Below are 13,279 nucleotides of genomic sequence, written 5' to 3'. Positions count from 1 at the left end.
AGTCGGATCGGACGATGTTTGAGTGGGTGATCATCCTTTTTCTGGGATCGGGTCTGGCGTACGGGCTTTTTTCGCGCCGCTTGCAACGGCGTAATATCTCGTCCCCGATGATGATGGTTTTGTCCGGTGCAATCATCGCATTGCCGCTTGGCATCTGGCATGAAGCACCGATGACGGCACTGAGTGGCAGCATTCATTTCGCCACGACATTCGCCGAGATGACCCTTGCGATCATTCTGTTTCTTGATGCTGCGGTTCTGAATTTCCGCAAGGAACGGGCGGCCCAGACCCTTGCGACACGTCTTTTGCTGGTCGGGTTGCCACTGACCATTGTTGCGACCTGGGCCTTTATCGTTGGCATTGATCCGACCATCGGTCTGATCCCGGCCCTTATTCTTGCACTGATTGTCAGCCCGACCGATGCCGCCCTTGGCCGTCCGGTGCTTGAAAATACGGATGTACCCGAAGCGGTGCGCCAGGGGATCAATATTGAAAGCGGACTGAATGACGGGCTGGTGCTGCCGGTTTTTACCACGGCGGTTTTGCTTGAAGCCAATCTCTTGAGCAACGGGCATCAGGGCTGGGTCAAGGATGCCTTGCTTGAAATTTCCATCGGGGCGGGCATTGGCATTGCCTGCGGCTTTGTGCTTGGCAAGATCGTCAACCGGGCCGTGACGAAAGACACAATCATTGAGCGGTTTGAACGCCTGCTTGGCGTTCTTGCCGCCCTTTTGATCTATCTTCTGGCTGAACAGCTTGGCGGGAACGGGTTTATAGCGGCCTTTGCCGGGGGGCTTGCGCTTAATATCTCAAGCGACCGGGTGCGCGACACGATTGAAAGCTTTGGCGAGGCCGAGGCAGAGCTTCTGACCATGCTGACCTTCTTTGTCTTCGGGATGATTGTTGTCCCAGCGGTCTATGAAAACTGGACCTGGACGATGCTGATCTTTTCAATCGCAAGTCTTGTCATTCTGCGGCCGCTTTGTGTGTGGATCTGCATGATCGGATCGCCCTATAGCCTTGGCGAAAAGCTTTATATCGGCTGGTTCGGGCCGCGTGGCATTGCGTCCGTGATCTATATGCTGATCATGGCGACACTGGTCAGTCCGGCCCATTTCATGCCGCTATTTGCCGCAGGCACCATGATCATTTGCATCAGCGTTGTCGCCCATGGCATCAGCGCCGCACCGGCATCAAATGCGCTTGTACGCTATCTGTCGCGTAAATCCTGATCCGGGTAAGTGGGGCGGCGGGCAATCGGGCCCCTTGCCTATAACCTCTCGCATTCGCGTTTGACGCCCAAGCCCTTCGCCGGTTCTGGATGGATGGTCTGGCTATTGCTGGCTCAGGGCCAAACGTGCGCCAAGGGCGATGAACATCGTGCCCAAGGCGCGTTGCAGCCAGACGCCAAGCGCCTGCATCTTTTGCGCCTTTCGCCCTTTGCGTCCCTTTATCCGCATGGCGGCGGCTGCCACCATCAGAACAATGGTGCTTTCAACCAGAAGCCCGATCAGATTGACCATGCTGCCGAGCACCAGAAACTGCAGGGCCCCGTCGCCCTGCGCCGGATCGACAAATTGCGGCAGGAAGGCCATGAAGAAAATCGCGACCTTGGGATTAAGCACATCAATCATCACGCCCTGCCGCCATGCCTGAAAAGCGGTCATTGGTCTGGTGGAAATCGTGATTTCGGGGGGCGTTTCGCCATCCCCGCCGCCCGATGACTTGCGGGCAAAGCTTGCGCGCAGGGCCCCGATGCCCAGCCACACCAGATAGGCCACCCCCACCCATTTGACGATGGCAAAGGCAAGGGCCGAAGTTGCAAGGATCGCCGACAGGCCAAGGGCCGCAGCCAGCACATGCACAAAGGCCCCCGATACCACGCCAAAGGTCGAAAACAGCCCGATCTTGCGCCCATGCACGGCCGTTTGCCCGACGATATAGGCCATATCAGGCCCGGGCGAGATATTGAGCAAAAAGGCCGCGATCAGAAACGGCGTATATTGCACCAGAAGATCGGTCATCAAAGCTGCTCACGGGCGTAATAGACCAGATCAATCTCAAGCACCTTGCCACCGGCCTCAAGCACCATGTTTGAAACCTGTCCGCGATGGTGGGTCTGATGGTTGAACATATGCCCCAGAATCAGATCGCGCGGCATGGTATAGGCCCCGGCCAAAACGGACTGATAGGTCAGATCGGATGCGATGATATCCGCAGTCAGACCATCGGTGAAATCAAGGATTGCCTGATCCTGTGTGATGCGCGCTTCGCGCAATTCATCGAAATCGCCAAACAGGATGGTATCAAGGGGCATGGCAACCGGATCGCCAACCAGACGTGACAACCACAAACGATCACCGACCAGAATGTGGTTTAACGTGCGCATGATCGATGGAAAGAACGCCCGGCGCGGCGCATCAAGTTCGGATGCAGGCAGGGCTGCACAGGCCTCATAAACATGCCGGTTGGCCCAGGCGTTATAGCTGGCCAGTCGCTGAAAATAGGCGACACTGTTCATTCTGATCTCCGCTTGCGGGCGCATATGACGCGCTCAGGGCTTCACGCTGCCAGGATTGGTGGCCGGGTTGATCGCCGGTTTGGTCGCCGGTTTGGTCGCCGGGGCGGCGGCAACCTGTTCAAGAACGGTGGCTGCCGGTTTTGGAACACGTTTGGTCAGAATAACCACATTGCCGACCAGTGTCAGGCCAACACCCCAGATGATATGCGACGTCCAGTGGAAATCCTCAAACCAGGTCGAGAGCAACAAGGCGACAACCGGGAACATCACCGAACTGTAAGCCGCCCGGTCCGGACCAATCCGGCCCAGAAGTGTAAGATAGAAACCAAAGGCCAGAACAGAACCAAACAGCGCCAGATAGACCAGTGCGGCGATGAAGCCCGGGCTGGTGTCAAAGGTGACCGGAATACCGGCAAGCCCGATATAGGCAAAGAGCAGAATCGAGCCATAAAGCATCCCGAAGGCATTGGCCTGCATAACCGGCACACCGCGCGCATGGTTGCGTGCGGACGCCATATTACCAAGAGACGCGATATAGGCCCCGACCAGCGACACCAGAAGGCCGATGCTGCCGCCACTTGCCAGATCAAAGGCGGCAAGATCATCGGCAAAGACCAGCGCAATCCCCGAAAGCCCGATCATCGCCCCGATCAGGGTGCGGGTTTCGGGACGGCGACGGAAAAAGATCACGCCATTGATCATGTTCATGATGACAATGGTCGAAAACACCACGGCCAGCAGACCTGATGTCAAATGCACACTGGCGACATAGATCAGAACATAGTTCAGTGAAAACAGGCAAACGCCCAGAACAGCCATGAAGAAATGGTCACGCAGGGAAAAGCGCATTGGCAAACGACGGACCAGACACCATGCCATCAAGATCAGTGTCGCCAACGCAAAGCGCAGGGCCACTGCAACTTCGGGCGCAACAGAAAGCTGATACTGAATGGCAATCCAGGTCGAACCCCAGATCAAGACGACTGCCGCATAAAGACCGAACATGGCCATGGTGCTCCAAAAGAATTGAAGCGGCAATTTAGGCCATATTTCAATCCGCACCAAACCAGCTTTTTTGATCCATGCATTAGGTGAGCTAATCCAAACTCACCCAAATTAATGCATGGGGCGTCAGGTTTTGGTGACCTTGTCTTTCGGATTGTCCGGTTCGGTCTTTTTCCCGGATTTTCGGGTTTTTCGGGCTTCGCCGGTTTTGGCAGTTTCGGTAGTTTCAGCAGGTTCCGCAATTTCGGCTGCTTCGGCTTTTTCAGCAGCTTGCGTAGTTTCGACGGCATCTGCGGTATCAGCGGCTTTTCCGGTTTCGGCCAGGTCGTCAGGAGCGGCCTTGTCGCTGACAGACGGGGCGCCTTGTTGGGCGTCATCTTCGCCATGGGTCACGGGGTCTGGTTCCGCCGGATCGGAATTGTCATCGTGGCTCAGGGATTTGACGGTGCTTTCACCGCGCAGTGCCAGGTTCTTTTCCGCGCGCTTGCGCTTCTGCCAGTCCTTCCAGATTTCAAGAAGTTCCGAACGCGACTGGAAGATCGGAATACGGCGTTTGGGTTTGACTTTTTGCTGCTCGACCGCAAGGCCGACCTCGATCACGCCATGTTCGTCATCGGTCCGGCGTACGATCAGCTCGACCGTGCCATAGGCAACGCGATCGCCCAGTTCGACATCCCCGGCAAGATCACGTTTCAGGATATCGGCCACGGTCAGTCCGGCATCGTCTTCATCGACCGCAAAACCGTAAAGGCGACCGATATCGGAAATATGGGTATCGGGCGGGAAGCTGAAATCCCCGAACAGCTCGACATCATTGGCCCCTTCGGCCGGACCGGCAAACAGCTGATCGAGCAGTTCGACATGACGGGGCGGCGTGATGATATAGACCTGATCACCGGCCTGAACAGGGCCCGCACTGTGCGGGCGCAGCGACGCCCCGTCACGCAAGATCAGACTGGGCCGTGCCCAGCGCGGAATGCGATGGCCGGTGGCAACCGCACTGGCTTCATGCACGCGATACACAACGATTTCCTGATTGGCATTGCCCGGCAATTCAAGATCGATACGATCCACCGGCCCGTGGCGCGGCGGCACGATGATGCCAAGCCACTTGGCAACGGACCGGATTGTCCAGCCCTGCAACAAAAGCGATGTGATCACGACAATGAAGGCGGTGTTGAATAGAAGCTGCCCTTCGGGCACCCCTTCGACCATCGGCACAATCGCAAGCAGGATCGAGACCGCCCCGCGCAAACCGACCCACGAAATAAACGCCGTATCATTGCGCGAGAAATTGAAAAACATCAGGCACAGCCACACCGCCACAGGCCGCGCAATAAAGACAAGAACAAGGGCCAGAACTACACCGGGAATGATCACCGCGCCAAATTCGGACGGGGTTGCCAAAAGGCCGAGCGTGACAAACATCGCGATCTGGGCAAGCCAGGTGGTGACATGCTGAAAACGCCGGACGCCGACGCTCATATTCATCTTGCTGTTTCCGGCAAACAGACCGGCGACATAAACCGCCAAAAAGCCGCTGCCGCCCAGAATACTGGTCGCGCCAAACAGGCTTAGCGCACAGGCCATGGTAATGATCGGCACCAGTCCCGGTTCAAGCTTGATGCGGTTGATCATCTGAACCAGTGCATAGCCACCAGCCAGACCAAACACCGCGCCAAGGCCGATCTGAAGAACAAAACGTTGCAGCAGTTCAAGGGCAATATTTTCGCCCCCGCCAAGAATGATCAGCTCGACCAGTGAAATGGTCAGAAAGACTGCCATCGGGTCGTTCGAGCCCGACTCAACTTCGAGCGTGCTGCGCGTGCGATCACGCAGATTGATGCCCCCGACCCGAAGCAGGAAAAACACCGCTGCCGCATCCGTCGAACTGACAATCGCGCCGAACAGAAGGGCCACCAGCCATGGTACATCAAGCACCAGCCAGGTTACCGCCCCGATCACGCCCGTGGTAATCATTACCCCGAAGGTGGCCAGCACCAGTGATGGCCAGGCGGCTATTTTTAACGTTCTGAGCTGGGTTTCAAAACCGCTGTCAAACAGGATCAGGGCCAGCGCAATCGAACCGATAAAATAGGCCAGGGGCGCATTATCAAACATGATGCCGCCAATGCCGTCTTCGCCCGCGCCAAGACCGACAAACAGGAACACCAACAGCAAAGGCGCACCGACCCGGAAACTGACAAGGCTGGTAAAGACTGCGACCACAACCAGAATCGATGCAATCAGGATTACCAGATTCATCGATTCAATCATGTTGGGGGCTCCTTGATCAGGTGTCTGGGACTGGGTTCGGCTGGCTACTCACAAAACAATCATCGCATCAGATATTTAGGAAATTATGACTGCGTAACCCCATAAGCGGTTTTTTCGCAAAATAAATCAATTTCCCGCCATGTGATCAGTCTGTTTCCAGTTGCGCCGGAACAAACATTGTTTCTTTTGCCGTAGACAGGGCAATTTCCGGCAAAACTTCGACAACGCCGGGCATTTCCTTGATCGTGTCGGAAACAAAACTTTCGAGATGTGCCGCGTCACGCAGGCGAAGCTTGACCAGAAAATCAAACCGCCCGGTCATATGATGGCATTCAAGTACCTCGTCGGCCTTGATGAGGGATTTGACCAGTTTCTTGTTTCCCTTGGCCGGATCGGTCCTGAGCCAGACCATCGCGGTCAGCGAACGGCCAATGGCGTTCGTATCAACCGCAATCTTGTAGGCCTGGATAATCCCCTGTTCGCGCAGTTTGCGCACACGATCATTCACCGCAGAAACCGACAATCCGACCTTCGTTCCCAGTACCGAATAGGATAGCGATGCATCTTCCTGCAGGATGTCGATCAATTTGCGATCAATAGCATCCATGTAATTTCCCCCTGACGGATTATTGTCGACGGCCTTGAGCTTACACGAAAACCCGTCTTGCGCGAACTGTTCGCCAAATCTGCAAGGTCTGCCATGCACAAATAGTATGACAAATCGCAGCCCGCAGACTGGATTTTTTCTAAAATCGCGCTTATTCGTTGAGGATAATGGTTTTTTCACGCGCCACCTCAGACAATGCCGCCTTAACGGGCGCCCTGTTGATGATTTCTGCCGCACTCTGTTTTGCGGCCATGGCGGTGCTTATTCGATATGTCACCCGTGATGTTCATCCTTTCGAGGCCGCATTTTTCCGCAACTTTTTCGGCCTGATCCCGATGTTGCCCTGGCTGTTTAGCAACGGTCCGGGCGGATTGAGAACCGAACGGTTCAAACTACATTTCCTGCGCGGGGCGCTTGGTTTTGGGGCCATGTCCTGCCTGTTTACAGCACTTGCCATCACGCCCGCAGCCCAAGTGATTGCCATCAACTTTACCTTGCCGATCCTGACCACGGTGCTGGCCGCGATCATTGTGCGCGAAACCGTTCGTGCGCGCCGCTGGAGTGCTGTTGCCATCGGCTTTGTCGGGGCAATGATCATCATCCGGCCCTTTGGACAGGATTTTGAAACCGGCGCGATTCTGGCATTGCTGGCAACGCTGTTCATGGCAGCAGCAATGACGACGGTCAAAATGCTGTCTCGAACCGACAGTGCCAATGCCATTGTCACGTGGATGGGGCTGGTCATGACGCCGCTGTCGTTGCCGCCAGCGATCTATTTCTGGGAAACGCCCAGCCTGTGGCAGTTATTCGTCATGCTTCTGATTGCCATAGCGGGCACCGCAGGCCAGCAGTTACTGGTGCGCGCCTATCGCACCGCCGATCAGTCCTATGTGATGATTTTCGACTTCCTGCGCCTGCCCTTTGTTGCGGCCATGGCCTTTGTGATGTTTGGCGAGGTGGTCGATTTCTGGACCTGGGCCGGGGCAGCATTGATCATTGGATCGGCACTTTATATCGCGCGGCGCGAGGCGGTTCTGGCCAAGCGGGCAAAAACAGCAACGCGACTGCCGACCACAGCGCCCGCCGACCCGCAAGCCATCCCCGCAACCAAGATTGATCTCGCCGATCCAGCCACATCGCAAACGGGGGAAAAACCCGATGCGTGATCGGTTCAACGCCCTTCCCCCCTATTTGCAGGCCACTGTCTTCGGGTTGATGGCATCAATCAGTGCAGCAATCTTTTCGGTGTTTGTCCGTCTGGCCACGGAACATATTGATCCGCTTCAGGCGGTGTTTTTCCGAAATCTGTTCGGCCTGATCCTGATTGCGCCGCTGGCATTGCGTAGCGGTATCGCGCCGCTCAAGACCAAGCGCCTGCCGATGTTTGTGCTCCGTGCAGTTTTGTCGATGGGGGCGATGAGCTTCTGGTTTTCGGCCATCGCCATCATGCCGCTGGCCGAGGCCACAACACTGAACTTTACCGTGCCGCTGTTCGGGACTGTCCTTGCCGCGATCTTTCTGGGCGAGAAAGTTCGCAAATATCGGGTGGCCGCCCTGTTGGCCGGTTTTTGCGGGGTATTGATCATTATCCGCCCGGGTAGTGAAACCATGCAGCTTGCCAGCCTGTTGCCAATTGCCGCTGCCATCTGCATGGCCAGTGCCGGGCTTACGATCAAGTCGCTTTCGCGCACGGAAAACCCGACCACCATCATCCTTTATATGATGGCCCTGACCACACCGATGACATTGATCCCGGCCCTGTTTGTCTGGGAAACGCCAAGCTGGACGGCAATCGGCCTGATGGCGGCAGGTGCGTTCATGGCCAATATCACGCAGATTTGTAACACCAATGCATTCCGGGTTTACGATTACGGCTTTGTCATCGGGTTCAATTATTTGCGCCTGCCCTTTGTTCTGGTCATCGCGCTTGTGATGTTTGGCGAAGTGCCTGAAATCTGGCTTTTGCCCGGTGCGGGACTGATTATCGGATCGGCCCTGTTCATTGCGCGCCGCGAAGCCAAGCTTAATCGTGAAGCCAACCGGATCAAACGCGGCCCGTCTTCTGCGGCCAGTGATCTTGACCCGCCGCCGTCGCGCAACTAGGCGCCCAAATCCCCAAGCACAAAGGTCCCCAAAGATGCCAAGTCCGGTTACAGCATGGTTTGAACGCCAACCTGCATCAATCCGGGCCAGTTTCTTTGCACTTGCAGCGGCGATCCTTGCGGCCTGCTTTACCCTGACCATCCGGTTTGCCACGGCGGAAATTCACCCCTATCAGGCGGTATTCTTACGCTTTGCCTTTGGCCTGATCATGATCGCACCGATGGTGATGAAATCCGGTTTATCGAGCCTGCGAACCACACGCCTGCCCCTGTTCGGTTTGCGGGGCATCTTGTCGGCAGCCGAGATGAGTTTGTGGTTCATGGCGGTGCTTTATCTGCCACTGGCCGAGGCAACCACACTTAATTTCACCGTTCCGCTGTTTGGGACCATTCTGGCCGCCCTTGTCCTGCGCGAGACGGTGCGTGTTCACCGCTGGCTGGCAGTTGTGGTGGGTTTTGTCGGTGTCGGATTGATCATTCAACCCGGATCAGATGCCATGCAACCGGCAAGCCTTTTGCCGATTGCAGCAGCCATGTGCATGGCCTGTGCGGGGATGATCACCAAACAGCTGGTCAGCACGGAAAGCACCACGTCACTTCTGTTCTATCTGATGATCATTACGACACCGGTATCGCTGATCCCGGCCCTGTTTGTCTGGCAAGTGCCCAGCTGGACGGCTATCGGCCTGATGGCGGTTGCCGCTTTGATGATGAATGTGATGCAAATCTGTAACGTCAAGGCATTGCAACTGGCTGATTACAGCTTCTTTGTCGGGTTTTCCTATTTGCGCCTGCCGATCATTGCGATCCTTGCCCTGATCCTGTTTGGCGAAGTGCCCGATATCTGGATTATACCGGGTGGCACACTGATTATCGGGGCCGCAATCTATGTCGCGCTGCGTGAACGCAAACTTGCCAAATCCTGATCAGGTTTGCGTTCACAACCCTGACCTAGCCATCATAGCCGCGAAGCTTGTTGTACCGTTCTATCTGTGCCGGGCTTAGAATGGCTGGAGTTTTGAGATGCGTGGCAAGATGAATGAAGCGAAGTCTGCTTTGGCGATCTGCAATCGCCTGCAAAAGCGCCTTTAACACGGGTTCCGTCAATCCACCCACCTTAAAGGCATCATCAAGCGCACGTTCTGCCGCGATCAGATTGGCACCTTCTTTGATGGCATCCATTTTCATCTGCTCATACAGCGCCACAATGGCGGCCTTCTGATCTGCTGAAAGCGAAATGTCGTCAGACAGTTCCAACAGATGCGCAGGCCCGGGTATGCCATTCAGCTCCGCGGCCTTTGCCATCCCCCATCCGCCGCCTTTTTGCAGCTCTGAAATGTCGTCAGCTGACAGGCTTTTAATCGAGCGATCCTGCTGTCCGGCATAGGGGGATGCCGGTGCCGCAGCATTTGCATGGTCGCTTTGACGCTGGCCATGACCATGGGCGGATTCTTGTGATTGGGCAGATAACGGAACGGTCAGGCCCAAAACGATCAAAGCAGTTCGGGCCTGTCGGGAAAGGATAAACATGGCATCACCTGTTAATTTCTGAGTGCCTCAAGCTTGACCTGCGCGCCGCGATCTATACATGATAGATATCATGTCAGTATCGATTTTTGATCTTCTCAACCGCTTTGAGGGCAGGTTGTCCGATTTCGCCGCAACCGAGGTCCTATTTCGCAAGGGCGATCCGGTCGAGCATCTTTTCCTTGTTCTTAGGGGCGAAGTGCGACTGGCACGTTTTCTTGAAAATGGTGACGAGATCGTCCTGCAGCGCGCAGGGCCCGACAATGTTCTGGCCGAGGCATCCCTGTTTTCACAACATTATCATTGCGACGCCATCTGCCATCAGGATGCGCAGGTCAAGCGGATCCGCAAATACGACGTCGAATCCCATCTTTCCCAAAACAATCAGATGGCTGTATCGCTTGCAACGCATCTGGCCCGTGAAGTACAGGCAACCCGCCTGCGCGCGGAGATTCTGCGGCTGCGCACGGTCGCCGAACGGCTTGATGCCTGGATCGCCTGGCATGACGACGTCCTTCCCGAAAAGGGAACCTGGCGCATGATCGCCCTTGAAATCGGCGTCAGTCCCGAGGCGCTGTATCGCGAACTTGCGCGCAGAAGATAACCATTCCCATCCCATAGTCTGGTGCAACAAACAGCGGGAAATCGACGCTTGCCCGTTAAAGATATAATTTGGTATATAAATACCAATTAATTGCACATGCGCTGAACAAGGGAGACACCAAGCCATGCAGATCAAGGGTTCCATCGCCATTGTAACCGGGGCCGCATCGGGACTTGGGGCCGCGACAGCCGAAACTTTGGCCGGGGCTGGCGCACGGATTGTTGCCTTTGATCTGAATGAAGACGGCGCAAAAGCCACGGCTGAAAAGCTGGGCGGTGTCGGATTTGGCGTGGATGTTTCAAACGGCGCCAGCGTCGAAGGTGCTGTTTCCGAAGTGGTACGTTCCGTTGGTATCCCGTCCATTCTGGTCAATTGCGCCGGGATCCTGCAGGGCGAACGCATTGTCGGACGCGAAGGCCCGGCTGATCTGGACGCCTTTGCGCGCGTGATCAATGTCAATCTGATCGGCACATTCAACATGATGCGTGTGACCGCCACCGCCATGAGCCGCAACGACCCGTCGCCCAGTGGCGAACGCGGGGTGATCATTAACACCGCCTCCATTGCCGCCTTTGAAGGCCAGATCGGACAGGCTGCCTATTCCGCCTCAAAAGGCGGGGTTGCGTCCATGACCCTTCCGGCTGCGCGCGAGCTTGCCCGTCATGGTATCCGCGTTGTTGCCATTGCACCGGGCATGTTTGGCACCCCGATGGTCACGGCCCTTCCCGACGAGATGCAGCAGGCCCTTGCCGCCAATATTCCGTTCCCCAAACGGCTGGGCGATCCGGCTGAATATGGCCGACTGGCCATGCATGTCTGTGAAAATGAAATGATCAATGGCGAGACCATCCGGATAGATGGCGCGGTTCGCCTCGAGCCGAAATAATCCCACACCCACGGCCCGATTTCACCGCAGCCATAGACACCCTGCCGTCCCCTACCGGCAGGGTGTTTTTTTGATGCTAGCTGGAGGATGCCTTGTCGCAGAAGGTCGCAAGATCGATATCCTTCTGCGTAACACCCCCGGCATCATGGGTGGTCAGGGTCACGTTTACCTTGTTGTAAACATTGAACCATTCTGGATGGTGATCCATTTTGTCTGCCATCAGGGCGACACGGGTCATGAAACCGAACGCGGCATTGAAATCCCCGAACATATAGACCCGGCCAATAGACAGGCCATCATCGGCAAGTTCCCAGTTCGGCAGGGACTTCAGGGCAGTTTCGATGGCGGATTTTTCAAGTTTGCTCATTCTGGTTTGCCTCGTGTTTCTTGGGGGGGGGGCGAAAGATCATTGGACCACAAAAGAGCCCCTAGCCCAACAGGCGGTGCACCCGTTGGCGAAGGACCGGCAAAAGATCGGCTTCAAACCACGGATTCTTTTTCATCCATGCGGTGTTGCGCCAGCTTGGATGGGGCATCGGCAACAGGTTGTCAGACAGATAATCGGCAAAGCGATGCACGGTTTCTGTCATGGTTTTGGCCCGACGCGGACCAAGATAGCGTTCTTGCGCATATTGCCCGATCAGAAGGGTCAGTTCGATATCGGGCAGATGGGCCAAAAGCGCATCATGCCAGGCCGGGGCACATTCGGGCCGAGGCGGCAAATCCCCGCCGCGTTCAAACCGGCCAGGATAGCAAAAGCCCATCGGCATGATGGCAAGTTTGGCCGGGTCGTAAAAATCATCCACTGACAGATCCAGCCAGTCGCGCAGACGATCACCCGATGCATCATTCCAGGGAAGCCCGGTTTCATGGACCTTGGTGCCCGGCGCCTGTCCGATGATCAGAATACGCGCACCCTTGGCCATGCGCACGACCGGACGCGGGCCAAGGGGCAATGTATCGGCACAGATGCGGCAGGCCCGAACATCGCCCAGAAGGCTATCGAGTGCCGCATCCCCGCCCGGCGGGTCAATTTCGGGAAGATCTCCACGCAAACCCGTCATGGGTTATTTCACCTCAGAATCGTCGATCACCCATTCTTCGGTGGCGGCGGCTGCGTACCATTCCTTCATGGCGGGCAATTCAAGGATGGCCTGCATATAGGCATTGCCAACCGGATCAAGATCCACGCCATAGGTCTTGAAACGCGTCACCACCGGCGCATACATGGCGTCCGCAATCGAAAAATCGCCAAACAGGAAATCACCGCCCTGCCCGTACCGGGTGCGGCACATTTTGAAGATTTCACCGATGCGGGCGATGTCCTTGTCCACGCCGTCCTTACGACCAAGGCCGGGCAGGCTTTTGCGGCAATTCATCGGCATGTGCGTGCGAAGGGGCCCAAACCCGCCATGCATTTCAAGCGACACGGAACGCGCAATCGCCCGTACATCCATATCAAGCGGCCAAAGCAGCGTATCGGGGCGGCTATCGGCGATATATTCAAGGATGCCCAATGCCTCCCAGATGGTTTTGCTGCCATCGAAATATACCGGGACCTTGGCGGTTGGCGAAAAGACCGGCGCCTTGGCCGCCCATTCATCGCTGCGCAACGCGATCAGGCGTTCTTCGAAATCAATCCCGGCGACTTTCAGGCCAAGCCAGGCGCGGAGCGACCAGGAAGAATAGTTTTTATTACCGATATAAAGAACGGGGCGCGTTTCCATGCGGGTGTCTTTCATGTTGGGGG

General features: G+C 56.1%; 14 protein-coding genes and 1 pseudogene. 6 read left to right on the top strand and 9 right to left on the bottom strand.

Annotation, left to right across the window (positions count from 1 at the left end; all coding sequences use genetic code 11):
• The first annotated feature begins 14 nt into the window (after window positions 1-14).
• Window positions 15-1,232: a cation:proton antiporter gene (locus ACTU44_RS03535; protein ID WP_462096689.1), complete on the top strand. Its 1,218-nt coding sequence runs from the start codon at window positions 15-17 to the stop codon at window positions 1,230-1,232.
• A 102-nt stretch (window positions 1,233-1,334) separates the two neighbouring features.
• Here ACTU44_RS03535 and ACTU44_RS03530 read toward each other — a convergent pair whose 3' ends face one another.
• From ACTU44_RS03530 to ACTU44_RS03510, 5 genes are all read right to left on the bottom strand, one after another.
• On the bottom strand, window positions 1,335-2,024 hold the full coding sequence (locus tag ACTU44_RS03530; protein ID WP_462096688.1) for a LysE family translocator: 690 nt from the start codon (window positions 2,022-2,024) through the stop codon (window positions 1,335-1,337).
• Window positions 2,024-2,521, bottom strand: a complete 498-nt coding sequence (locus ACTU44_RS03525; protein ID WP_462096687.1) for a DinB family protein — start codon at window positions 2,519-2,521, stop codon at window positions 2,024-2,026. The genes ACTU44_RS03530 and ACTU44_RS03525 overlap by 1 nt, the downstream gene beginning before the upstream one ends.
• 33 nt (window positions 2,522-2,554) lie before the next feature.
• A complete protein-coding gene (locus tag ACTU44_RS03520; protein WP_462096686.1) occupies window positions 2,555-3,526 on the bottom strand; it encodes a DMT family transporter in 972 nt (323 codons plus the stop codon).
• Window positions 3,527-3,652: 126 nt separating this feature from the next.
• Window positions 3,653-5,803: a potassium/proton antiporter gene (locus ACTU44_RS03515; RefSeq protein ID WP_462096685.1), complete on the bottom strand. Its 2,151-nt coding sequence runs from the start codon at window positions 5,801-5,803 to the stop codon at window positions 3,653-3,655.
• A gap of 145 nt (window positions 5,804-5,948) precedes the next feature.
• A complete protein-coding gene (locus ACTU44_RS03510; RefSeq protein WP_462096684.1) occupies window positions 5,949-6,410 on the bottom strand; it encodes an Lrp/AsnC family transcriptional regulator in 462 nt (153 codons plus the stop codon).
• A 167-nt stretch (window positions 6,411-6,577) separates the two neighbouring features.
• On the opposite strand from ACTU44_RS03510, the gene ACTU44_RS03505 reads away from it, so the two are divergent.
• From ACTU44_RS03505 to ACTU44_RS03495, 3 genes are read left to right on the top strand one after another with little or no spacing between them, the layout of a single operon-like run.
• Window positions 6,578-7,576: a DMT family transporter gene (locus ACTU44_RS03505; protein WP_114096630.1), complete on the top strand. Its 999-nt coding sequence runs from the start codon at window positions 6,578-6,580 to the stop codon at window positions 7,574-7,576.
• Entirely contained in the window at window positions 7,569-8,513 is a 945-nt protein-coding gene (locus ACTU44_RS03500; protein ID WP_114096629.1) for a DMT family transporter, read from the top strand. The genes ACTU44_RS03505 and ACTU44_RS03500 overlap by 8 nt, the downstream gene beginning before the upstream one ends.
• A gap of 34 nt (window positions 8,514-8,547) precedes the next feature.
• Window positions 8,548-9,438: a DMT family transporter gene (locus ACTU44_RS03495; RefSeq protein WP_462096683.1), complete on the top strand. Its 891-nt coding sequence runs from the start codon at window positions 8,548-8,550 to the stop codon at window positions 9,436-9,438.
• 25 nt (window positions 9,439-9,463) lie between these two features.
• On the opposite strand, the gene ACTU44_RS03490 is transcribed toward ACTU44_RS03495, so the two are convergent.
• A complete protein-coding gene (locus tag ACTU44_RS03490) occupies window positions 9,464-10,042 on the bottom strand; it encodes a hypothetical protein (RefSeq protein WP_114096627.1) in 579 nt (192 codons plus the stop codon).
• 70 nt (window positions 10,043-10,112) lie between these two features.
• Here ACTU44_RS03490 and ACTU44_RS03485 point away from each other — a divergent pair, with 70 nt between their 5' ends.
• Together ACTU44_RS03485 and ACTU44_RS03480 are read left to right on the top strand one after the other, a co-directional pair.
• Window positions 10,113-10,643, top strand: coding sequence for a Crp/Fnr family transcriptional regulator (locus ACTU44_RS03485; protein WP_181850142.1), 531 nt, complete (start codon window positions 10,113-10,115; stop codon window positions 10,641-10,643).
• 124 nt (window positions 10,644-10,767) lie between these two features.
• Window positions 10,768-11,529, top strand: coding sequence for an SDR family NAD(P)-dependent oxidoreductase (locus ACTU44_RS03480; RefSeq protein WP_114096625.1), 762 nt, complete (start codon window positions 10,768-10,770; stop codon window positions 11,527-11,529).
• Window positions 11,530-11,605: 76 nt separating this feature from the next.
• On the opposite strand, the pseudogene ACTU44_RS03475 reads toward ACTU44_RS03480, so the two are convergent.
• From ACTU44_RS03475 to ACTU44_RS03465, 3 genes and pseudogenes are all read right to left on the bottom strand, one after another.
• Window positions 11,606-11,899, bottom strand: a pseudogene (locus ACTU44_RS03475) (4a-hydroxytetrahydrobiopterin dehydratase); the annotation flags it as partial.
• Window positions 11,900-11,957: 58 nt separating this feature from the next.
• Window positions 11,958-12,593, bottom strand: a complete 636-nt coding sequence (locus ACTU44_RS03470) for a uracil-DNA glycosylase family protein (RefSeq protein ID WP_462096682.1) — start codon at window positions 12,591-12,593, stop codon at window positions 11,958-11,960.
• Window positions 12,594-12,596: 3 nt separating this feature from the next.
• Complete coding sequence (locus tag ACTU44_RS03465; RefSeq protein WP_114096891.1) at window positions 12,597-13,256, bottom strand: glutathione S-transferase family protein; 660 nt, start codon at window positions 13,254-13,256, stop codon at window positions 12,597-12,599.
• Window positions 13,257-13,279: the final 23 nt, after the last annotated feature.

It is taken from the genome of Thalassospira sp. SM2505 (assembly GCF_054901115.1).
This window is presented reverse-complemented; position numbering and strand designations above follow the sequence as displayed.

What these genes read in the sequence shown, in the direction of transcription:
- ACTU44_RS03535 (WP_462096689.1), top strand. Translation starts at nt 15, where the DNA reads ATGTTTGAGTGGGTGATCATCCTTTTTCTGGGATCGGGTCTGGCGTAC.
- ACTU44_RS03530 (WP_462096688.1), bottom strand. Translation starts at nt 2,024, where the DNA reads ATGACCGATCTTCTGGTGCAATATACGCCGTTTCTGATCGCGGCCTTT.
- ACTU44_RS03525 (WP_462096687.1), bottom strand. Translation starts at nt 2,521, where the DNA reads ATGAACAGTGTCGCCTATTTTCAGCGACTGGCCAGCTATAACGCCTGG.
- ACTU44_RS03520 (WP_462096686.1), bottom strand. Translation starts at nt 3,526, where the DNA reads ATGTTCGGTCTTTATGCGGCAGTCGTCTTGATCTGGGGTTCGACCTGG.
- ACTU44_RS03515 (WP_462096685.1), bottom strand. Translation starts at nt 5,803, where the DNA reads ATGATTGAATCGATGAATCTGGTAATCCTGATTGCATCGATTCTGGTT.
- ACTU44_RS03510 (WP_462096684.1), bottom strand. Translation starts at nt 6,410, where the DNA reads ATGGATGCTATTGATCGCAAATTGATCGACATCCTGCAGGAAGATGCA.
- ACTU44_RS03505 (WP_114096630.1), top strand. Translation starts at nt 6,578, where the DNA reads ATGGTTTTTTCACGCGCCACCTCAGACAATGCCGCCTTAACGGGCGCC.
- ACTU44_RS03500 (WP_114096629.1), top strand. Translation starts at nt 7,569, where the DNA reads ATGCGTGATCGGTTCAACGCCCTTCCCCCCTATTTGCAGGCCACTGTC.
- ACTU44_RS03495 (WP_462096683.1), top strand. Translation starts at nt 8,548, where the DNA reads ATGCCAAGTCCGGTTACAGCATGGTTTGAACGCCAACCTGCATCAATC.
- ACTU44_RS03490 (WP_114096627.1), bottom strand. Translation starts at nt 10,042, where the DNA reads ATGTTTATCCTTTCCCGACAGGCCCGAACTGCTTTGATCGTTTTGGGC.
- ACTU44_RS03485 (WP_181850142.1), top strand. Translation starts at nt 10,113, where the DNA reads ATGTCAGTATCGATTTTTGATCTTCTCAACCGCTTTGAGGGCAGGTTG.
- ACTU44_RS03480 (WP_114096625.1), top strand. Translation starts at nt 10,768, where the DNA reads ATGCAGATCAAGGGTTCCATCGCCATTGTAACCGGGGCCGCATCGGGA.
- ACTU44_RS03470 (WP_462096682.1), bottom strand. Translation starts at nt 12,593, where the DNA reads ATGACGGGTTTGCGTGGAGATCTTCCCGAAATTGACCCGCCGGGCGGG.
- ACTU44_RS03465 (WP_114096891.1), bottom strand. Translation starts at nt 13,256, where the DNA reads ATGGAAACGCGCCCCGTTCTTTATATCGGTAATAAAAACTATTCTTCC.